The organism is Bacillus cereus group sp. Sample62, from assembly GCF_036851315.1.
GTDB lineage: Bacteria > Bacillota > Bacilli > Bacillales > Bacillaceae_G > Bacillus_A > Bacillus_A wiedmannii.
Genome location: NZ_JAFLPK010000001.1, coordinates 3,844,016 through 3,863,369, shown reverse-complemented (window position 1 = coordinate 3,863,369; position 19,354 = coordinate 3,844,016). Strand labels below are relative to the sequence as shown.

The window sequence follows — 19,354 nt, the reverse complement described above, 5'->3', positions numbered from 1 at the left end:
ATGAATACTACAAAGACAAGTTTTCTTAAAAGGAAGGTGAAAAAATGAGGAAATATGGAATATGGTTAGTTCTATTTGTATGCGTTGCCTTTCTAGTTGGTTATAGTGTCACAACTGTTTTAGGAAAAGAGGAAGCGAAAGTCGATCGGGAAGAAGTGTTTACAACGATACAAAAGGGCTATGAAACCCAATTTTCAATTCGTGGGAAGCATTTGCCGATGAATAAGATGATAGAAACGTTATCACCATATTTTACAGAGAATTTCCTTCAAGTATTTACAGATGAAAATAGTAGAAGTGATAAACAAAGTGGTGAATATTTACTTCCAGCAAAAGAAGCGCCGTTTTCTTTTCATTCAGAAACGAAAATGTCATATGATGAAGAGCATAAAATTTTATATGTATATGAGCGGGCGAAAAGTGGACAATATCAAATTGTAACATTGCAAAGAGATCAAGGGAAATGGAAATTGGCCGGATATCATGAAAGCCAAGAACTTTTAACTGAAATAAAACGATTACAACAATTATAAAGTGAAACTGTAATCGGTGGGGGATGTTCATCTCTCACTGAGTAATAGCTCGCACCAATCGGGCTATTACTGCCCACAAATAGTGGGATAAAAATAAGAATAGGTTTTTACCTATTCTTATTCAATATTGAGTAGCTGTTGTAATTTTTCAATTTGAAAACCAGCAACAACTTCTCCATCAATTACAACTGTTGGAGTTGAATACGAATCATAGTCGTATAAAAGACGATTGCGTGCAGCAGCGTCTTTTTTCACGTCAAATTCTTCATATACAACGTTATTATGCTTTAAAAATTCTTTCACAATGACACATGGCGGACAATCAGGTTGTGTGTAAACCTCAATTTTTCTCATTGTAATTCCTCCTTTTTTCTGTTTTTTATTATATTCTTCCAGTATAAAAATCGCAATAAAGAAGGGAAAAGATGTTCTTTCTGTTTTTTCCTTCGCATTTCGACAAATTTTTAGTTGAGTTTCTGGCCAATAACCTTTATCCTAGACTGTGGAACATTTTTTCTGTTATGACGGATAGAATGAGTATAGCTGTAAAACCTATTGGTAGGAAGATCAGAGAAAGGAGAGATTTCATGTCTCTACTCCAAGGAATTTTAACTCGACTTGTTAGTCTACAAGAACAAGCTGAAAGCGGTGAAGTAGCACAACGCTATTTTGAAGTGAACGGTGAGCGCAAATGTAGCGTGAAATTTTTCGATAAAAGTGAAATGTATGAGTTAGAAGTGTATCAACAAGGTGAAAAACCTCAAGTGTATCAATTCGATAATATCGATATGGTTGCAATTGAGATTTACGATATCATTTCTTGATACATATAAAAAAGGTGTTGCCATATGGCAACACCTTTTTTAGTTCTATTACTTTTTAGCATATATGTATAGAGATTTTTCATTTTTCCTACAATGGTAATAAAGTGAAATTGTAATCAGTGGGGCTTCTTCGTCCTATACTGATTATTAGCCATCACCAATTGGGTGTTTACGGGTAGCAAATAGCGGGATAAAAATAACGAGGAGGTGTGTTGTATGGAACGTTTACCAGTTGTGGTTTGTCCTAAATGTCACAATTCTGCTGAGATTATTCATGTATTAACGGCTCAATCGAATCAAAATGTAATTTATACGTGCCAAGTTTGCCATTATGTAATTCGAAATATTGAAACGAATAAAGGATAGGAAGTTATAATTTTTATTTTTGTCCCATACAATGAGAATACGAAAAGTCTGTCTAATTGAAAGGACGTGACTATGTGGCCGGTGAACATACATTTTATAATGTTTCAGAGAGACATTTAAATTTTGATATGGTCTTTAGCCGTATTTGCAGTTTCATTGAAAAGGATCCACGAAATTTATATCGTTTATCCATTGGGACAGACTCACAAGCACATCAAAAGGATACGAGGTTTATTACGGCAATTCATATTCATCGCGTTGGAAAAGGTGCCTGGGGGTGTTTACACCATAAATCAGTAAAAGATAAGCCAGCAACTTTACGTGAGAAAATATATTTAGAAACGCAGTTTAGCCAAGAAATTGCATGCCTATTTACTCCGAACCATATACAAACAATATGGGATTTATTGCATCCATATGCTCAAGAGGGAGCTGGATTTATAATGGAAATTCACTTGGATATCGGAAATGATGGTTTAACAAAAGAATTTATTCTAGATATGACAGCGAAAATTCAAGCGATGGGATTAACAGCAAAAATTAAGCCAGATGCTTATGCGGCGTTTAGTTATGCAAATCGATATACGAAATAAAAAACAATTTTTATATATCCTTCGTTAAAAACTGAATATTACATCTATTAAATAGGTTGGAAATTATATATAATAAGAGTAACGATGCGAGTATAAGGAGAGGGGTATATGAAAAGGGAATTTGTTTTAACAGAAGAAGAAGAGAGTTTGTTACTAGATATTCTATTTCAGCAAAATTATGCGAGTGAAATTTTATCTGTGGAAATTACAGATATTGAGAATGGTTTAAAACAGACAGATGTGACACAATATAAAAAAATCACAAGGTTATTTTACAGGTTAAAAAATAAGGGGTATTAAGCGCTACCGGAATGGTAGTCTTTTTTTTGTGTTGTATGCTAAAATAGCTGTGTAATTTTGTTTTTATTGAAATAAAGTAAGGACAAAATAATAACATGAAAACGCTGTCATAAAATATGAATAGATTCGGTGATTAAAAGTAGGAAAAAGGGAAAATGGAGGTTGTAATATGATTAGTATTCCGAAAGACGAGTTTCAACAAATTTTTGTGAAAGATTTAATGATTTCATCAGAAAAAGTAGCACATGTCCAAATGGGGAATGGTTTAGAGCATGCTTTACTCGTTCTTGTGAAATCTGGATATTCGGCGATACCTGTTTTGGACCCGATGTATAAATTGCATGGGTTAATTAGTACTGCTATGATTTTAGACGGTATGTTAGGGTTAGAACGTATTGAGTTTGAAAGACTTGACGAAATGAAAGTAGAACAGGTGATGAAGGAAGACATTCCGGTTCTTAAGTTAGAAGATTCGTTTGCAAAAGCTTTAGAAATGACAATTGATCATCCTTTTATTTGCGCTGTCAATGAAGATGGGTATTTTGAGGGGATTTTAACACGTCGGGCTATTTTGAAATTGTTGAATAAAAAAGTAAGGCAACATAATCGATAATGTGAGAAAAGTGACTTCATAGAAGCGGAGAAGTCACTTTTTTTCGTGCATATCAGTTGTGTATGTATTATATTTAAAAAGATAAAAAATATAAGAGTATATAGTTAAATTAAGGATGAAAAGCTTATTGAGATAAGGTGTATGGAAGCTAAGGAAAGAGGGAGAAAGTTGCAAATTGATGATTTTCAAATGATGGTTGTGTTAGCTCAGGAATCAAATATGAGAAAAGCGGCGGAACGTTTATTTGTTTCACAACCTGCGCTTAGTCAACGATTACAATCTATGGAGAAACAATGGGGAATGAAGTTTTTTATTCGCTCACAAAAAGGATTGACAATTACACCTGAAGGGGAAAAAGTCGCAAATTATGCAAAAGAAATGCTGCAAAAGGAAGAGGATATTAAAAGTGAGCTAGCTGTTTTTAGAACAGAAACTCACGGAACGTTAAAAATAGCTGTTGCATCAGTTATTGGTCAATATTGGCTTCCTCCTGTTTTGAAGAAGTTTGTACATAAATACCCTTCTGTGAAAATATCGCTGTTTACTGGCTGGAGTAGTGAAGTGCAAAAGCAATTTTATGAAGGAGACGTTCATGTTGCTATATTGAGAGGAACACAAGAATATAAAGGTCAGAAGCAACAATTATTTGAAGATGAACTTTATTTAGTGGATAAAGAAATAAAAGATATTACGATGTTAAAAGAAACAAATAGACCTTTTATTCAATTTAAAAGTGATTCGACTTATTATGGACAAATACAAAATTGGTGGTATGGTTTATTTTCTAATCCACCTAAGAGAACAATTGTGGTTGATCAAATTGAGACTTGCAAACAACTCGTTTTAAATGGTATAGGTTATGCTCTTTTACCTTCTACTGTTTTAAAAGAAGTACAGGAAAATATGTATAAAACACCTGTTCAATTAACGAGAGAAACATGGTTATTGACGAGTGAATCGGCCAGACAATTGAAGCAAGTAAGGGCATTTTTAGAAATTATAGAAGAAATTCAAATGGAAAAATAGGATTATTATCTTGCTACTCGCTCTATCGTTTGGTAGAGTAACATTATAAATGGATTTAGGAGGCAACAAGAATGAAAATGATGGACGCTAACGAAATTATTTCGTTTATTCAAAAAAGTGAAAAGAAAACTCCTGTAAAGGTATACATAAAAGGGGATTTAAAAGAAGTAACATTCCCTGAAACGGTACAAGCATTTGTAAATAAAAAGTCTGGTGTATTATTTGGAGAATGGTCTGAAATTAAGACAATTCTTGATGAAAATAGCAAGCACATTGTTGATTACGTTGTTGAAAATGACCGTCGTAATTCTGCAATTCCAATGCTTGATTTAAAAGGTATTAAAGCTCGTATTGAGCCAGGCGCGATTATTCGTGATCACGTTGAAATCGGCGACAATGCTGTTATTATGATGAATGCAACAATTAATATCGGTGCTGTAATTGGTGAAGGTACTATGATTGACATGAACGCGGTACTTGGTGGACGTGCAACTGTTGGTAAGAACTGTCACGTAGGTGCAGGTGCAGTACTTGCAGGTGTTATTGAGCCGCCTTCAGCAAAACCAGTTATCGTTGAAGATGATGTTGTAATTGGTGCAAACGTAGTTGTGTTAGAGGGAGTTACAGTAGGTAAGGGTGCAGTTGTAGCAGCAGGAGCTGTTGTAACAGAAGATGTACCTCCATATACAGTTGTTGCCGGTACTCCAGCACGTGTAATTAAAGAGATTGATGAGAAGACAAAAGCAAAAACTGAAATTAAACAAGAGCTTCGTCAATTAAACCCAGAGAAATAAACACAAAAAAAGCGTAAGAGCATAACAGGCTCTTGCGCTTTTTATAGATAGAGGTGCAAAAATGGCAGTAAGCAAATTCGTTCAAATTCGTAGAGACTTACACAAAATACCGGAAATTGGATTTAAAGAGTGGAAAACACAACAGTATATTTTAGATTACATAGGAACGCTTTCGAATGAATATGTGGAAGTGAAAGTATGGAAAACGGGTGTCATTGTTAAAGTAAATGGAAAAAATCCAGAAAAAATTATCGGTTATCGCGCAGATATAGACGGTTTACCAATTACCGAAGAAACTGGATATGAGTTTGCTTCAATTCATGAAGGAATGATGCATGCATGTGGACACGATTTGCATACAACAATCGGTTTAGGCCTTCTAACAGCAGCTGTAACAGAAAGAATAGATGATGACCTTGTGTTTCTATTCCAACCAGCTGAAGAAGGGCCAGGAGGGGCTCTTCCTATGTTAGAGAGTGAAGAGTTAAAAGAATGGAAGCCGAATATAATTCTTGGTCTTCATATTGCACCTGAATACGCTGTAGGAACAATTGCCACAAAAGAGGGGCTATTATTTGCAAATACATCAGAGTTATATGTTGATTTGAAAGGGAAAGGTGGACATGCAGCCTACCCGCATACTGCAAATGATATGATTGTAGCAGCAAGTCACCTTGTTACACAACTTCAATCCGTTATTAGTCGTAATGTGAATCCTCTTGATAGTGCAGTGATTACAATCGGAAAAATAACAGGTGGTACAGTTCAAAATATCATAGCAGAAAAGTCTCGGTTAGAAGGAACGATCCGAACGTTATCAGTGGAATCAATGAGGCGTGTTAAAAGTAGGATTGAGGCAATTGTTGCAGGTATAGAAGCTTCCTTCCAATGTGAAGCTGTTATTGACTATGGAGCGATGTATCATCAAGTATATAACCATGAAGTATTAACGAGAGAGTTTATGCAGTTTGTAAGTGAACAAACTGATATGAATGTAATTACATGTACTGAGGCAATGACAGGGGAAGATTTTGGTTATATGCTTCAAGAGATTCCTGGATTTATGTTTTGGCTTGGGGTAAATTCAGAATATGGTTTACACCATGCAAAATTAAAACCAGATGAAGAGGTTATTGAGAAAGCTATCGCATTTTTAGATCATTATGTAAAGTGGAAAGGAACTAGAAAGTAAACTTGCTCGCCAACTTTGCAAAAACTTACAACGGGTATTTGTTAGTTCCAAGACGAAAACATCTTTCATATTTGTTTTGGATACACATTGGCATACAAATGGATAAAGTAATGAGCAGCGGTTTTGAGCCGCTGCTCATTATTCATTATCGCTTATTGAGAAGATGATTAGTTAACTAGCTTATATATGTTTACATTTCGTGTAGAAAGTGTGTAAAATCAAGGTGAAACATAGAAAAAAGGGTGGGGAATTACGTGCAAATTAGCAGTGCAATGTTGTGTTTCGTCTTATATGCGTATGTTATTATTGCGGCGGTGTATTTTGGGATAAGTTTTTATGCCTACCGTTTAGTAGATAATCACGAATATGACGAAACATATAAATGGGTGAAAAGATATTTATCACCTGTATTAGAAATTATGAATGGGTTTGTGCTCTTTTTATTTATTGGATTAATTGCTTTCTCGACGAGTTTAGTAGGGAATAAAACGACATTATTTGTACTAGGTATCATTATTTTTATGTTGTTAGGGATACGGATTGGTAACACAGTGTTTTGGAATGAAAGAAAAGTAGATGGTTGGACTGGAATGTTAATCCCGTGTATGTTAGCGGCTATCGTGACAAACATAGAGCATGAGTATTATCAATTACATTTTTGGCTTATTATCGTTTTAACAATTCTTTCAGTTTTGTACATAAGTACGGTAGTACTCACATACATTGCACATGAAAAAGGTGATGTTAAAGGAACACGCTTCTTTAGAGGGCGAGCATTATTTTGGAGTGTGCCAACGATGGCTGTTATAGGAATTATTGCGATATTAGTAAATGGATATCAATTTACTAATTGGCAACTGTTTTTAGAAAATTGGTGGATTTTCATCATTTCGTTTATCGCTTTTTTAGGTGCAACACATTATTTATTCCATCAACATCATTATATATTGGCATTGCTATTCGCATTTACACAACTATTATTTGCTTTCTTCGGACAAGAAACGTTATTATTCGTTTTTGAAACATTTAGTTCATTTGGAAATATATTCGTATTTGGTATGTTAATTTTCAGTATCGCATTTTATTTACAACAGTATTTTTATATGCAAAAACAAAAATAAGAATGATATACAGGTTTTTGTAGCAAATCTAAAGTATGTTACAATAAAAATACATAGTATTCGATGTTATTGGAGGAATTCCTGTGGGTGAAAAAGAGAAAGAATTTGCTGTCATTGGGCTTGGACGTTTTGGTGGAAGTATTTGCCGAGAACTCGCTCAATTAGGTATGGAAGTAATGGCAATTGATTCAGATGAGGATAAAATTAATGAGTTTGCAAATATAGCTTCACATGCTGTAATTGCAGATTCAACAGATGAGATGGTATTAAAAAGTCTTGGTATTCGTAATTTTGATCATGTAGTCGTTGCTATTGGAGACAATTTAAATTCAAGTATTTTAACAACATTAATTCTGAAAGAGTTAGGTGTAAAAAATATTACTGTAAAAGCTCAAAATGATTACCATGAAAAAGTGTTAAGTAAAATAGGTGCAGACCACATTGTGCACCCCGAGCGTGATATGGGAAAAAGGATTGCTAATAATATTGCATCAAGTAATGTATTAGACTATCTTGAGCTATCAGATGAGCATAGTATTGTAGAGATTATTGCAAATAAAAAAATTGATGGTCATTCTTTAATCGAATTAGATATTCGTGCGAAGTTTGGATTGAATATTGTAGCGATTAAACGTGGTAAAGAAGTTATTGTATCTCCTCGAGCTACGGAAAACATTCAAGCGGGAGATATATTAATTGTAATTGGTCATGACGATGAAGTAGATCGTTTTAAACACTTTTTAAGATAAGAGAAAAGGACAATACCATGAAGGTATTGTCCTTTTTCTTATATTTCCATAATGATTGGTAAAATCATTGGGCGACGTTTTGTTTTCTCATATAAGAATGGTGCTAATGTGTCTGTAATTTCATTTTTAATTTCAGACCATTGTGTTGTTTTACGCTCCATTACTTTTTCTAAATGAGTTGTAATTAATGTTTGAGCATCATTAATTAAATCACTACTTTCGCGCATATACACGAAACCACGTGAGATAATATCAGGTCCTGCTGCAACTTTAAACTCTTTCATATCAATGCTTACAACTACAATAACAAGTCCTTCTTCAGAAAGAATACGACGATCGCGTAATACGATATTACCGATATCTCCAATACCATTTCCGTCAATATAGACAGAGCCAGATGGTATTTTACCAGCCACGCTTGCTTCATCAGAACGAAGAGCGAGAACATCTCCATTATCCATGATGAAACAGTTTTCTTCTGGAATACCACAATCGTTTGCTAACTTCATATGCATACGTTGCATGCGATATTCACCATGAATTGGCATGAAATACTTCGGTTTAATTAGACGAAGCATTAGTTTTTGTTCTTCTTGTCCACCGTGTCCACTCGTATGAATGTTTGACAGTTTTCCGTGGATTACATCAGCACCAGCACGATACAACATGTTAATTGTACGACTTACACTAATTGTATTACCAGGGATTGGAGAAGAAGAGAAAACAACTGTGTCGCCAGGAATGATTTGAATTTGACGATGAGTACCATTAGCAATACGTGAAAGTGCTGCCATTGGCTCACCTTGACTACCTGTACATAAAATAACAACTTTATTAGCTGGTAGGCGGTTTAGTTGAGATGTATCTATGAATGTATCTTTCGGACAGCGAATATAACCAAGGTTTTGTCCGATTTCAATCGCTGCTTCCATACTGCGACCGAATACAGCCACTTTACGATTGTTTTCAACAGCTGCTTCAACAACTTGTTGTAGACGATGGATATTTGATGCAAAGGTTGCGAAGATAATACGACCTTCTACTTTGCGGAAAATATCTTGAATACTATCACCAACACGGCGCTCAGACATTGTAAAGTTTGGAACTTCACTGTTTGTACTATCAGATAAGAGACAAAGTACACCGTCTTTTCCGATTTCAGCCATTTTTGTTAAGTCTGCTGGTTCACCGACTGGTGTGAAATCAAATTTGAAATCACCAGTATGAACAACTTGTCCTTGAGGTGTTTTCACAACAACTCCGTATGAATCTGGGATACTGTGAGTTGTACGGAAGAAGGAAACAGATGTCTTTTTAAATTTAATAACATCATCTTCTTGAATTTCATAAAGTTTTGCTTTACGAAGTAATCCGTGCTCTTCTAATTTGTTTTTAATTAGTGCAATTGCTAATTTTCCACCATAAATCGGGATGTTTACTTGACGTAATAAGTAAGGAATTCCACCGATATGATCTTCGTGACCATGTGTAATGAATAATCCTTTAATTTTATCTTCGTTTCGCACAAAATAAGTGTAATCTGGTATTACATAATCGATTCCGAGGAGTTCGTCTTCTGGAAATTTAATTCCAGCATCAATAATAATAATTTCATCTTGAAATTGAACAGCATATGTATTTTTACCGATTTCACCAAGTCCACCTAAAGCAAAAACGGCAGCTTGATCATTCTTTAGAAATTTCATATGACTATACGATTTCCGCTAATGTTAAATCAGCGTTTTCTTTTTCATATTCAAGATGAGCACCAGTAACAGACTGAACGAACTCGATATTATATGCGAACTTATTTAATTTCTTACGAACATCCTTTTCAGACGTAGCCTCTAAATATAAAACTTTTGTATTTTCACGTACTGGAACCTCAGTCAATTTTACTTGATAAAATACTTTAAAAATCATTTGGAAAACCTCTCCTTGTCTATGTTTTGCATTATCTGTTACTTATTATAAAGCAAACAGTCACGATTTTCATGTTTTTTCGAATGAGAATGAAGAAAAAGCCCGAAATGGGCACAATTTAAGCGATTGTCTTTTTACGGACTAGATCTTTTAAATAACGCTTGAGCTTTTTCTTCAGCTTCTTCAGCATGATTACTCCTTCCTTTCCTTATTTTAAACATGCATATTACTAGTGAAAACTCCGTCTCTGACATAAGAAAGAAGACAAAAGTGGATGTTGAATCTTGTCCTTTCTCATACAGGAAAAGTTATTCTATAGTAACGATTAGTAGCCGTTAGTTATAGGTATAGTATGAGAAAGAATAGAAAAGAAAATTCATACGAACAAGTATCCACATTTTTTACTAATATATATATGCAGGTTTGATAAATAAGGTCAGAAAGTGAACGCTTTCTTCACAGATGTTTAATATGTTATACTTTTTTTTAGAATTTGAAAAGTGATAATCAAAATAGGAATATAGAGTAACGGAAAGGATTTTGACAAATGAATGATAAAATTGTCTTTTTTGATATTGATGGAACATTATTAGATCACGATAAGAAGATTCCGCAATCTACACGAGATGCAGTAAGACATTTACAAGAAAAAGGTGTGCATGTAGCAATTGCGACAGGACGTGCGCCATTTATGTTTGAAGATATTCGTGAGGAACTCAATATACATAATTATGTTAGCTTTAATGGACAGTACGTTGTATTTGAAGATGAGGTAATATTTAATAACCCGTTACATCCAGCTGCCTTACATAAGTTTACTCAGTTTGCAAAACAAGAAGGATATCCACTTGTATATCTGGATCATCAAGAAATGAGAGCATCAGTGGAATATCATGATTATGTGAAAGAAGGTTTTGGAAGCTTAAATTTTGAGCATCCGGCATATGAACCTGATTTCTATGAGAAACGTAATATTTATCAAACACTTCTTTTCTGTGAAGTGAATGAAGAGGAAAAGTTTATTAATCATTACCCAGACTTTCATTTTATTCGCTGGCATGCATATTCAATGGATATTATTCCGAATGGTGGTTCGAAGGCAAAAGGAATTGAGAAATTCATTGAAAAATTAGGATTTAACCGTGAACAAGTGTATGCATTTGGAGATGGCTTAAATGATTTAGAAATGATCGAAGCAGTTGGGACAGGTATTGTGATGGGTAATGGTCATGAAGACTTGAAAAAACTTGCAAATCATGTGACAAAGGATGTTAGTGAAGACGGCATATATCATGGATTAAAATGGGCTGGATTGCTATAAGTGAATATGGAACCCATTTCATAAAAAAAGGCGGAAGATTAACTTCCGCCTTTTTTTATTATCGCTCTAGAGGTTTTGAATCGTCAGGAGCAGTAAATGGATTTTCTTTATTAATGTGGTCATAGAACATAACACCATTTAAATGGTCAATCTCATGCTGAAATACAATTGCTGGTAAACCTTTTAAACGTAATTTTACTTCTTCACCGTTGATAGATGTTGCTTTCACTGTAATTCTTGTGTAACGAGGGACATAACCAGGTACTTCGCGGTCTACTGATAGACAGCCTTCCCCGCTTTGTAAATATGTACGTTCAACAGAATGACTAATGATTTTTGGGTTGAATAATGCATGACTATATAACGTACCGTCCGTATCAGTTACATGAACCGCAATCATTTTCTTTGAAATACCGATTTGTGGAGCAGCTAATCCGATTCCAGGGCGCAAACTATATTTTTCAGCCATTTCAGGATCTTGGCTATTTATTACAAATTCAATCATTTCTTTAAGGGCAGTTGTATCTTCTTCGCTCGCCGGCATTGATACCTCTTCTGCAACGTTGCGCAAAATAGAATCTCCTTCGCGAATTACATCTTTCATTGTAAGCATATGTAATCTCTCCTTTCTTCTTTAGTCTACCAAAGGAGGTGGAAAAAGTCATCGACAAGTAGGGAAGCACTTTGGAAAGTGTTTTACTATAGAATATTTATGTATGTAATAAAAAGAAAAGACGGCAAAGCCGTCTGTTTCTTTCCATAGTTGTTTCATTTTACATTAGCGAATGCAAGCAGCACCAACGATAATTAAAAGAATAAACAACACAACGATTAAGGCGAAGCCGCGTCCAGACCCGCCACAAGAACCGCCATAACCGTAGGAAGGATTTGAACAAGTTGGATAGCAATATGAGTATCCGTACATGAGATGACCTCCTTTATCATTTCCCGCTAACACTGCGGTTACTATAATGTATGGAGGGAAGAGTAGAAATGTATGGGTAATTACCTATAAAAGGAAGAAGAGTTTGTATATTTTTGCTAAGAAGAGAGAAAAACTAAAGAGAATTAAATCGTTTACATATTATTCTAAGAGAAAAAATAAGTTGAAAAGGGAATAATATAACAGTAGGTTAATGCTTACTAATACAGATGTGAAAAATAAAAACACGTTTGTGTAGAAGAAACCTGCAGATTATTTATAAAAAAACGTAACCAAAGTAATTGACATCGTAATTAGAATAGTTGTAAACTAAAAAACGTGATCAAGATTGTATTAATATGTTTCTGAAAAAACATTAGTACAGATTGTTAGGTACACAAAATTATTCTCAACCGACAGATAAATTTGTTGGTTTACATTGTTGCGTTTTCAGTCTAGCTAATAGATAGTGAAAGCGTTTCAGAATATGGTTCAAGAGAGGAAGAGGTGAACGGAATGGGTACTAAAACAAAAAAGACCCTATTTAATGTTGATGAGCAAATGAAAGCTATCGCAGCTCAATTTGAGACATTACAAATTTTAAATGAAAAAGGCGAAGTTGTGAATGAAGCAGCTATGCCTGAATTATCTGATGATCAATTAAAAGAATTAATGCGCCGTATGGTGTATACTCGCGTACTAGATCAACGTTCTATTTCTTTAAACCGTCAAGGACGTTTAGGTTTCTACGCACCAACAGCTGGACAAGAGGCTTCTCAATTAGCAAGTCATTTCGCACTTGAAGCAGAAGATTTCATCTTACCAGGATATCGTGATGTGCCACAATTAGTATGGCACGGTTTACCATTATACCAAGCATTCTTATTCTCTCGTGGACATTTCATGGGTAACCAAATGCCTGAGAATGTAAATGCACTTGCTCCACAAATCATTATCGGTGCGCAAATCATCCAAACTGCTGGTGTTGCGTTAGGTATGAAACTACGTGGTAAAAAATCTGTTGCAATTACTTACACTGGTGACGGTGGTGCTTCACAAGGTGACTTCTACGAAGGTATGAACTTTGCGGGTGCATTCAAAGCTCCAGCAATCTTCGTTGTACAAAACAACCGTTATGCAATCTCTACTCCAGTAGAAAAGCAATCTGCAGCTAAAACTGTAGCACAAAAAGCAGTAGCAGCAGGTATTTACGGAATTCAAGTAGACGGTATGGATCCATTAGCTGTATACGCAGCAACTGCTTTCGCTCGTGAGCGTGCAGTAAACGGCGAAGGTCCTACTTTAATCGAGACTTTAACATTCCGTTACGGTCCACATACAATGGCTGGTGATGACCCAACTCGTTACCGTACAAAAGATATCGAGAACGAATGGGAACAAAAAGATCCAATCGTACGCTTCCGTGCATTCTTAGAAAACAAAGGCCTATGGTCTCAAGAAGTTGAAGAGAAAGTAATCGAAGAAGCAAAAGAAGATATCAAACAAGCAATTGCTAAGGCTGACCAAGCTCCAAAACAAAAAGTTACTGATTTAATGGAAATCATGTACGAAAAAATGCCTTACAACTTAGCTGAACAATATGAAATTTACAAAGAAAAGGAGTCGAAGTAAGCCATGGCTCAAATGACAATGATTCAAGCAATCACTGATGCTTTACGCGTTGAAATGAAAAATGACCCTAACGTACTTGTGTTTGGTGAAGACGTTGGTGTAAACGGCGGTGTATTCCGTGCTACTGAAGGTTTACAAGCTGAATTCGGTGAAGATCGTGTAATGGATACTCCACTTGCAGAGTCTGGTATTGGTGGACTTGCAGTTGGACTTGCATTAGAAGGCTTCCGTCCAGTTCCAGAAATCCAATTCTTCGGTTTCATTTATGAAGTAATGGATTCAGTTTCTGGTCAATTAGCTCGTATGCGTTACCGTTCTGGTGGACGTTGGACTGCTCCAGTAACAATTCGTTCTCCATTCGGTGGCGGTGTTCATACTCCTGAACTACATGCTGATAGCTTAGAAGGATTAGTGGCTCAACAACCTGGTCTAAAAGTTGTTATTCCATCTACTCCATACGATGCAAAAGGTCTTTTAATCTCTGCGATTCGTGACAACGATCCAGTTATCTACTTAGAGCATATGAAATTGTACCGTTCATTCCGTCAAGATGTACCAGAAGGCGACTACACAATTGATTTAGGTAAAGCTGATATCAAACGTGAAGGTACAGATGTATCTGTTATCGCTTACGGTGCTATGGTTCATGCTGCATTAAAAGCTGCTGAAGAACTTGAAAAAGAAGGTATCTCTTTAGAGGTAGTTGACTTACGTACAGTTCAACCATTAGATATCGAAACAATCATCGCTTCTGTTGAAAAAACAGGCCGCGTAGTTGTAGTTCAAGAAGCACAAAAACAAGCTGGTATTGCAGCTAACGTTGTAGCGGAAATTAACGACCGTGCAATCTTAAACTTAGAAGCTCCAGTTGTACGTGTTGCAGCTGCTGATACAGTATTCCCATTCTCTCAAGCTGAGAGCGTATGGTTACCAAACCATAAAGATATTGTTGAAGCTGTTAACAAAGTAATGAACTTCTAATTTTTAGTTTTTCATGTGCAAAAGAAATCAGCACATGCTGGTTTCTTTTGTACATATTCCATAATAATGAAATGAATCAGGGGGCTGAATTCCGTGGCATTTGAATTTAAACTACCAGATATCGGTGAAGGTATCCACGAAGGTGAAATCGTAAAATGGTTTATTAAACCAGGCGATGAAGTAAACGAAGACGATGTACTTCTTGAAGTACAAAATGATAAAGCAGTAGTAGAAATCCCTTCTCCTGTTAAAGGTAAAGTACTTGAAGTACTTGTAGAAGAAGGAACAGTTGCAATTGTAGGAGATACATTAATTAAATTTGATGCTCCTGGATACGAAAACCTTAAATTTAAAGGTGACGATCATGATGAAGCTCCAAAAGCTGAAGAAGCGGCAGTAGAAGCTCCAGCAGCGGAAGCTACTCCAGCAGCAACTGCAGAAGTAGTAAATGAGCGCGTAATCGCTATGCCATCTGTTCGTAAATATGCTCGTGAAAACGGCGTAGACATTCATAAAGTAGCTGGTTCTGGTAAGAACGGCCGTATCGTAAAAGCTGACATCGATGCATTTGCAAATGGTGGACAAGCAGTAGCAGCAACTGAGGCTCCAGCAGCAGTAGAAGCTACTCCAGCAGCAGCGAAAGAAGAAGCACCAAAAGCACAACCAATCCCAGCTGGTGAATATCCAGAAACTCGTGAGAAAATGAGTGGTATCCGTAAAGCGATTGCAAAAGCAATGGTTAACTCTAAGCATACAGCTCCTCACGTAACATTAATGGATGAAGTTGATGTAACTGAGCTTGTTGCTCACCGTAAGAAGTTCAAAGCTGTTGCAGCTGACAAAGGTATTAAATTAACTTACCTTCCATACGTTGTTAAAGCTTTAACATCTGCATTACGCGAATACCCAATGTTAAACACTTCTTTAGATGATGCTTCTCAAGAAGTAGTTCATAAACATTACTTCAACATCGGTATCGCAGCTGATACAGACAAAGGTCTATTAGTACCAGTTGTTAAAGATACAGATCGCAAGTCTATCTTCACTATTTCTAACGAGATCAATGATCTTGCTGGTAAAGCACGTGATGGTCGTTTAGCTCCGGCTGAAATGAAAGGTGCTTCTTGCACAATCACAAACATTGGTTCTGCAGGTGGACAATGGTTCACTCCAGTTATCAACCACCCTGAAGTAGCAATCCTTGGTATCGGCCGTATCGCTGAGAAGCCAGTTGTGAAAAACGGTGAAATCGTTGCAGCTCCAGTATTAGCATTATCTCTAAGCTTTGACCATCGTTTAATTGACGGCGCAACTGCTCAAAAAGCATTAAACCAAATTAAACGTCTATTGAATGACCCACAATTATTAGTAATGGAGGCGTAATAACAATGGTAGTAGGAGATTTCCCAATTGAATTAGATACAGTCGTTGTTGGTGCAGGTCCTGGTGGATACGTTGCGGCAATTCGTGCAGCACAATTAGGTCAAAAGGTAGCAATTATCGAAAAAGCTAACCTTGGTGGCGTATGCTTAAACGTTGGATGTATTCCTTCAAAAGCGTTAATCAATGCAGGTCATCGTTATGAGAATGCAATGCATTCTGATGACATGGGTATTACTGCAGAGAACGTAAAAGTTGACTTTACAAAAGTTCAAGAATGGAAAAACGGCGTAGTTAAGAAATTAACTGGCGGTGTTGAAGGCCTTCTTAAAGGTAACAAAGTTGAAATCATTCGCGGTGAAGCTTACTTCGTAGATGCTAACACATTACGCGTAATGACTGAAGATGCAGCACAAACGTATACGTTTAAAAATGCTGTTCTTGCAACTGGTTCTACACCAATCGAAATTCCAGGATTCAAATACTCTAAACGTGTTATCAACTCTACAGGTGCTTTAAGCTTACCTGAAATTCCTAAAAAACTTGTTGTAATCGGCGGCGGTTACATCGGTATGGAATTAGGAACTGCATATGCTAACTTCGGTACAGAAGTTACTGTAGTAGAAGCTGGCGACGAAATCTTAGCTGGTTTCGAAAAAGCTATGAGCTCTGTTGTTAAACGTGCTCTTCAAAAGAAAGGTAACGTAAATATCCATACAAAAGCTATGGCTAAAGGCGTTGAAGAAACAGAAACTGGCGTAAAAGTTAGCTTTGAAGTTAAAGGTGAAATCCAAACTGTAGAAGCAGATTACGTATTAGTAACTGTAGGTCGTCGTCCAAACACTCAAGAAATCGGTCTTGAGCAAGTTGGAGTTAAAATGACTGACCGCGGCATCATCGAAATCGATGAGCAATGTCGTACAAACGTACCAAACATCTATGCAATCGGTGATATCGTTCCTGGACCACCATTAGCTCACAAAGCTTCTTACGAAGGTAAAGTAGCTGTTGAAGTAATTAGTGGCCATGCATCAGCAATCGATTACATCGGAATTCCTGCAGTATGCTTCACTGATCCAGAATTAGCATCTGTTGGTTACACTAAGAAACAAGCTGAAGAAGCAGGAATGACAGTAGCTGTATCTAAGTTCCCATTCGCTGCTAACGGTCGTGCATTATCATTAAACAGCACTGACGGTTTCCTACAACTTGTAACACGTAAAGAAGATGGTCTTCTTGTAGGTGCTCAAGTTGCAGGTGCAGGCGCTTCTGATATTATCTCTGAGATTGGTTTAGCTATCGAAGCTGGAATGACAGCAGAAGATATCGCTCAAACAATCCACGCTCACCCAACATTAGGTGAAATCACAATGGAAGCAGCTGAAGTTGCTCTTGGAATGCCAATTCACATTGTAAAATAATTTAAGTAATGAAAATAGCCCATCTCTTATTTAAAGAGATGGGCTATTTTTTATTTTAATAAAAAATGGCTTGCAAGGTCTTTATATGTACTTGTCGAATGAATATATAATACTTTAATTGAATCGTTAGAACATATATTAATCCAAAAGCCATATATACGCTTTCGTATAATAAGTAATTGATTCAAACTTAATCCCATATATTAATAAAATAGAGCATGTCAAAGGAGAAGGTTTCATGAGAATATTGCATGTTATATTTTATCATTTATTATTATGGAGTGGTTTTTCTGTTGTATTAGCATTATCAAATGGTGATAAGTTGCATTACAAAGTCATTCTATTTTTTGTATTTCTTTATTTAGCATATGTAATCGCTTATTTTGTATTGCAAACTAGAAAGCAGTCATTATTCCTTACGTGTTCAAATTGCATACTTTTCTTAATCATATTTTCTATTTTTTAAATTAACGTTTATAGAAATACATCGTTCTTCCATTAAATAATTGTAATTCTCCTTCTAATTTCTTCGCTAGAAAACGGCAAAATTCATTTGCTTTTCCTTTATCACCAAATGTTGCATTAGGTGGTAAAGAAATCTGAATATAAGATTGTTCCTTTTCAATACCAACACCAACATAAATGGAGTCATATCGATCGTGAGTAGATTGTAGTTTTAATGTTGTTGCTGATGTATCTAAAATTTCATAAGGAAAAGCGGTATTTGTATAAGCGTAATTAATTTGAACACCAGTTTTGGAAGTAACTGTTTGATAGTAATGAAAAAGTTGTTTTATTTCATCTATTGAAACAGATTGTTGATTGGATTTAGGTACAAGCGTAATAAAGGCATGTTGCATATAAGTTCCCCCTAACCTTAGTAGAATACTATTATTCTACATCCTACTGAATTTTTTGACAATTAAAAGGAGTATTCCTTTTTTTGTTTAATATACTAATGAAAGGTGATGGAGAAAGGTGGAAACCGATGTTTGAAAAATTGTATGATGAGCATGAAAGTGTGAAGGTACGATTTTTGGGGTTTATGACACATGATACTCGTTATGATTTTGGTGTTATTTATACAAATATGTTTTTTGGAAAGCCACTCATTGTTTGCATGCAAACAGGAAGGTCTACTTTACTTGGGCGAGATGATGTAGAAAATGTTCAACATATACAGGAGATTTTTAAATTAGGATCAGAAGAGGAAGCGGTAGAGTTAGCTCAGTTTTTCAAATTTTTAGTCCCATCTACTTCTTTGCATGCGGAGTATGAAGAATAATTAATGTAAAACAGTCGTACGTATAAATATGGCTGTTTTTTATTTGAATATCGCATACTAATTTAAATTTAAAATATTTAATGTGTTATACTAAAAACCTATTGACGTAAAAAGTATAACATATTAAAATGAAGACAGAAAGTTAAGCGGTTACAAAAAAGTTTTTGGGATTATAAACTTAGGGGGAAATGAAAAATGGGAACGATCGTATGTCAAGATTGTGAAGGTACAATTGCACACTTCGAGGATGAAAAAGTAACGGTACTTTACGGGAAATGTGGATCTTGCGGATGTGATCACACAGAGCATACAAAAGCCCAATAATTGATAGGAAATGGACAGCTAAAAGTTTTTAGGACCATAAACTTAGGGGGAAAT

The 19,354-nt window shown here is 35.7% G+C and carries 25 protein-coding genes; 19 read left to right on the top strand and 6 right to left on the bottom strand.

The genetic code is table 11. The features are described from left to right. Positions 1-44: 44 nt before the first annotated feature. Positions 45-533, top strand: a complete 489-nt coding sequence (locus tag J0835_RS19520) for a DUF3993 domain-containing protein (protein ID WP_046956444.1) — start codon at positions 45-47, stop codon at positions 531-533. A 117-nt stretch (positions 534-650) separates the two neighbouring features. On the opposite strand, the gene J0835_RS19515 is transcribed toward J0835_RS19520, so the two are convergent. After that, positions 651-887 carry a glutaredoxin family protein gene (locus J0835_RS19515; RefSeq protein WP_001225788.1) on the bottom strand — a complete coding sequence of 79 codons (237 nt, stop codon included), beginning with the start codon at positions 885-887 and terminating at the stop codon, positions 651-653. Between the two features lie 233 nt (positions 888-1,120). Here J0835_RS19515 and J0835_RS19510 point away from each other — a divergent pair, with 233 nt between their 5' ends. The 10 genes from J0835_RS19510 (at position 1,121) to J0835_RS19465 (ending at position 8,111) form a co-directional block, all read left to right on the top strand. Then, positions 1,121-1,357, top strand: a complete 237-nt coding sequence (locus J0835_RS19510; protein WP_000055151.1) for a YkuJ family protein — start codon at positions 1,121-1,123, stop codon at positions 1,355-1,357. Positions 1,358-1,573: 216 nt separating this feature from the next. After that, entirely contained in the window at positions 1,574-1,723 is a 150-nt protein-coding gene (locus J0835_RS19505) for a hypothetical protein (protein ID WP_064474939.1), read from the top strand. Positions 1,724-1,797: 74 nt separating this feature from the next. Further along, positions 1,798-2,316: a ribonuclease H-like YkuK family protein gene (locus tag J0835_RS19500; RefSeq protein WP_000896655.1), complete on the top strand. Its 519-nt coding sequence runs from the start codon at positions 1,798-1,800 to the stop codon at positions 2,314-2,316. A 108-nt stretch (positions 2,317-2,424) separates the two neighbouring features. After that, positions 2,425-2,616, top strand: coding sequence for an antirepressor AbbA (gene abbA, locus J0835_RS19495; protein ID WP_000817795.1), 192 nt, complete (start codon positions 2,425-2,427; stop codon positions 2,614-2,616). A 169-nt stretch (positions 2,617-2,785) separates the two neighbouring features. Then, on the top strand, positions 2,786-3,229 hold the full coding sequence (cbpB, locus tag J0835_RS19490) for a cyclic-di-AMP-binding protein CbpB (RefSeq protein ID WP_000623572.1): 444 nt from the start codon (positions 2,786-2,788) through the stop codon (positions 3,227-3,229). A gap of 141 nt (positions 3,230-3,370) precedes the next feature. Next, positions 3,371-4,255 (top strand): LysR family transcriptional regulator, encoded by an 885-nt coding sequence (locus J0835_RS19485; protein WP_002008407.1) that lies wholly within the window; start codon positions 3,371-3,373, stop codon positions 4,253-4,255. Positions 4,256-4,326: 71 nt separating this feature from the next. Next, complete coding sequence (dapD, locus tag J0835_RS19480) at positions 4,327-5,049, top strand: 2,3,4,5-tetrahydropyridine-2,6-dicarboxylate N-acetyltransferase (protein WP_000783245.1); 723 nt, start codon at positions 4,327-4,329, stop codon at positions 5,047-5,049. Between the two features lie 61 nt (positions 5,050-5,110). Next, entirely contained in the window at positions 5,111-6,241 is a 1,131-nt protein-coding gene (locus J0835_RS19475; protein WP_087981728.1) for an N-acetyldiaminopimelate deacetylase, read from the top strand. A gap of 254 nt (positions 6,242-6,495) precedes the next feature. Beyond that, a complete protein-coding gene (locus J0835_RS19470) occupies positions 6,496-7,362 on the top strand; it encodes a hypothetical protein (protein ID WP_046956446.1) in 867 nt (288 codons plus the stop codon). Positions 7,363-7,445: 83 nt separating this feature from the next. Further along, entirely contained in the window at positions 7,446-8,111 is a 666-nt protein-coding gene (locus J0835_RS19465) for a potassium channel family protein (RefSeq protein WP_000504032.1), read from the top strand. A 38-nt stretch (positions 8,112-8,149) separates the two neighbouring features. Here J0835_RS19465 and rnjA read toward each other — a convergent pair whose 3' ends face one another. Continuing rightward, on the bottom strand, positions 8,150-9,817 hold the full coding sequence (gene rnjA, locus J0835_RS19460) for a ribonuclease J1 (protein WP_000670372.1): 1,668 nt from the start codon (positions 9,815-9,817) through the stop codon (positions 8,150-8,152). A 4-nt stretch (positions 9,818-9,821) separates the two neighbouring features. Beyond that, complete coding sequence (locus tag J0835_RS19455; protein WP_000576445.1) at positions 9,822-10,034, bottom strand: DNA-dependent RNA polymerase subunit epsilon; 213 nt, start codon at positions 10,032-10,034, stop codon at positions 9,822-9,824. Between the two features lie 547 nt (positions 10,035-10,581). Here J0835_RS19455 and J0835_RS19450 point away from each other — a divergent pair. Beyond that, on the top strand, positions 10,582-11,355 hold the full coding sequence (locus J0835_RS19450; protein ID WP_000998280.1) for a Cof-type HAD-IIB family hydrolase: 774 nt from the start codon (positions 10,582-10,584) through the stop codon (positions 11,353-11,355). A gap of 58 nt (positions 11,356-11,413) precedes the next feature. On the opposite strand, the gene def is transcribed toward J0835_RS19450, so the two are convergent. Together def and J0835_RS19440 are read right to left on the bottom strand one after the other, a co-directional pair. Continuing rightward, positions 11,414-11,968: a peptide deformylase gene (def, locus tag J0835_RS19445; RefSeq protein WP_087981727.1), complete on the bottom strand. Its 555-nt coding sequence runs from the start codon at positions 11,966-11,968 to the stop codon at positions 11,414-11,416. A gap of 165 nt (positions 11,969-12,133) precedes the next feature. Beyond that, positions 12,134-12,280 carry a YjcZ family sporulation protein gene (locus J0835_RS19440; RefSeq protein ID WP_000274561.1) on the bottom strand — a complete coding sequence of 49 codons (147 nt, stop codon included), beginning with the start codon at positions 12,278-12,280 and terminating at the stop codon, positions 12,134-12,136. Positions 12,281-12,793: 513 nt separating this feature from the next. On the opposite strand from J0835_RS19440, the gene pdhA reads away from it, so the two are divergent. The 5 genes from pdhA (at position 12,794) to J0835_RS19415 (ending at position 18,157) form a co-directional block, all read left to right on the top strand. Then, positions 12,794-13,909, top strand: coding sequence for a pyruvate dehydrogenase E1 component subunit alpha (gene pdhA, locus J0835_RS19435; RefSeq protein ID WP_000536893.1), 1,116 nt, complete (start codon positions 12,794-12,796; stop codon positions 13,907-13,909). Positions 13,910-13,912: 3 nt separating this feature from the next. Further along, positions 13,913-14,890 carry a pyruvate dehydrogenase complex E1 component subunit beta gene (gene pdhB, locus J0835_RS19430; RefSeq protein ID WP_000068162.1) on the top strand — a complete coding sequence of 326 codons (978 nt, stop codon included), beginning with the start codon at positions 13,913-13,915 and terminating at the stop codon, positions 14,888-14,890. 93 nt (positions 14,891-14,983) lie between these two features. Then, positions 14,984-16,273 (top strand): pyruvate dehydrogenase complex dihydrolipoyllysine-residue acetyltransferase, encoded by a 1,290-nt coding sequence (pdhC, locus tag J0835_RS19425; RefSeq protein ID WP_071713168.1) that lies wholly within the window; start codon positions 14,984-14,986, stop codon positions 16,271-16,273. Between the two features lie 5 nt (positions 16,274-16,278). Continuing rightward, positions 16,279-17,691, top strand: coding sequence for a dihydrolipoyl dehydrogenase (gene lpdA, locus J0835_RS19420; protein ID WP_000260105.1), 1,413 nt, complete (start codon positions 16,279-16,281; stop codon positions 17,689-17,691). 238 nt (positions 17,692-17,929) lie between these two features. Continuing rightward, on the top strand, positions 17,930-18,157 hold the full coding sequence (locus J0835_RS19415) for a hypothetical protein (protein ID WP_087981726.1): 228 nt from the start codon (positions 17,930-17,932) through the stop codon (positions 18,155-18,157). A 1-nt stretch (position 18,158) separates the two neighbouring features. On the opposite strand, the gene J0835_RS19410 is transcribed toward J0835_RS19415, so the two are convergent. Beyond that, a complete protein-coding gene (locus J0835_RS19410) occupies positions 18,159-18,551 on the bottom strand; it encodes a DUF1885 family protein (protein WP_087981725.1) in 393 nt (130 codons plus the stop codon). Between the two features lie 128 nt (positions 18,552-18,679). On the opposite strand from J0835_RS19410, the gene J0835_RS19405 reads away from it, so the two are divergent. After that, positions 18,680-18,976 carry a DUF3055 domain-containing protein gene (locus J0835_RS19405; protein WP_087982715.1) on the top strand — a complete coding sequence of 99 codons (297 nt, stop codon included), beginning with the start codon at positions 18,680-18,682 and terminating at the stop codon, positions 18,974-18,976. 195 nt (positions 18,977-19,171) lie between these two features. Then, positions 19,172-19,300 (top strand): GapA-binding peptide SR1P, encoded by a 129-nt coding sequence (locus J0835_RS19400; protein WP_000536778.1) that lies wholly within the window; start codon positions 19,172-19,174, stop codon positions 19,298-19,300. Positions 19,301-19,354 lie beyond the last annotated feature (54 nt).

Coding starts and splice junctions, on each gene's coding strand:
- J0835_RS19520 (WP_046956444.1), top strand. CDS start 45: ATGAGGAAATATGGAATATGGTTAGTTCTATTTGTATGCGTTGCCTTT.
- J0835_RS19515 (WP_001225788.1), bottom strand. CDS start 887: ATGAGAAAAATTGAGGTTTACACACAACCTGATTGTCCGCCATGTGTC.
- J0835_RS19510 (WP_000055151.1), top strand. CDS start 1,121: ATGTCTCTACTCCAAGGAATTTTAACTCGACTTGTTAGTCTACAAGAA.
- J0835_RS19505 (WP_064474939.1), top strand. CDS start 1,574: ATGGAACGTTTACCAGTTGTGGTTTGTCCTAAATGTCACAATTCTGCT.
- abbA (WP_000817795.1), top strand. CDS start 2,425: ATGAAAAGGGAATTTGTTTTAACAGAAGAAGAAGAGAGTTTGTTACTA.
- cbpB (WP_000623572.1), top strand. CDS start 2,786: ATGATTAGTATTCCGAAAGACGAGTTTCAACAAATTTTTGTGAAAGAT.
- J0835_RS19485 (WP_002008407.1), top strand. CDS start 3,371: ATGGAAGCTAAGGAAAGAGGGAGAAAGTTGCAAATTGATGATTTTCAA.
- dapD (WP_000783245.1), top strand. CDS start 4,327: ATGAAAATGATGGACGCTAACGAAATTATTTCGTTTATTCAAAAAAGT.
- J0835_RS19475 (WP_087981728.1), top strand. CDS start 5,111: ATGGCAGTAAGCAAATTCGTTCAAATTCGTAGAGACTTACACAAAATA.
- rnjA (WP_000670372.1), bottom strand. CDS start 9,817: ATGAAATTTCTAAAGAATGATCAAGCTGCCGTTTTTGCTTTAGGTGGA.
- J0835_RS19455 (WP_000576445.1), bottom strand. CDS start 10,034: ATGATTTTTAAAGTATTTTATCAAGTAAAATTGACTGAGGTTCCAGTA.
- J0835_RS19450 (WP_000998280.1), top strand. CDS start 10,582: ATGAATGATAAAATTGTCTTTTTTGATATTGATGGAACATTATTAGAT.
- def (WP_087981727.1), bottom strand. CDS start 11,968: ATGCTTACAATGAAAGATGTAATTCGCGAAGGAGATTCTATTTTGCGC.
- J0835_RS19440 (WP_000274561.1), bottom strand. CDS start 12,280: ATGTACGGATACTCATATTGCTATCCAACTTGTTCAAATCCTTCCTAC.
- pdhA (WP_000536893.1), top strand. CDS start 12,794: ATGGGTACTAAAACAAAAAAGACCCTATTTAATGTTGATGAGCAAATG.
- pdhB (WP_000068162.1), top strand. CDS start 13,913: ATGGCTCAAATGACAATGATTCAAGCAATCACTGATGCTTTACGCGTT.
- lpdA (WP_000260105.1), top strand. CDS start 16,279: ATGGTAGTAGGAGATTTCCCAATTGAATTAGATACAGTCGTTGTTGGT.
- J0835_RS19415 (WP_087981726.1), top strand. CDS start 17,930: ATGAGAATATTGCATGTTATATTTTATCATTTATTATTATGGAGTGGT.
- J0835_RS19410 (WP_087981725.1), bottom strand. CDS start 18,551: ATGCAACATGCCTTTATTACGCTTGTACCTAAATCCAATCAACAATCT.
- J0835_RS19405 (WP_087982715.1), top strand. CDS start 18,680: ATGTTTGAAAAATTGTATGATGAGCATGAAAGTGTGAAGGTACGATTT.
- J0835_RS19400 (WP_000536778.1), top strand. CDS start 19,172: ATGGGAACGATCGTATGTCAAGATTGTGAAGGTACAATTGCACACTTC.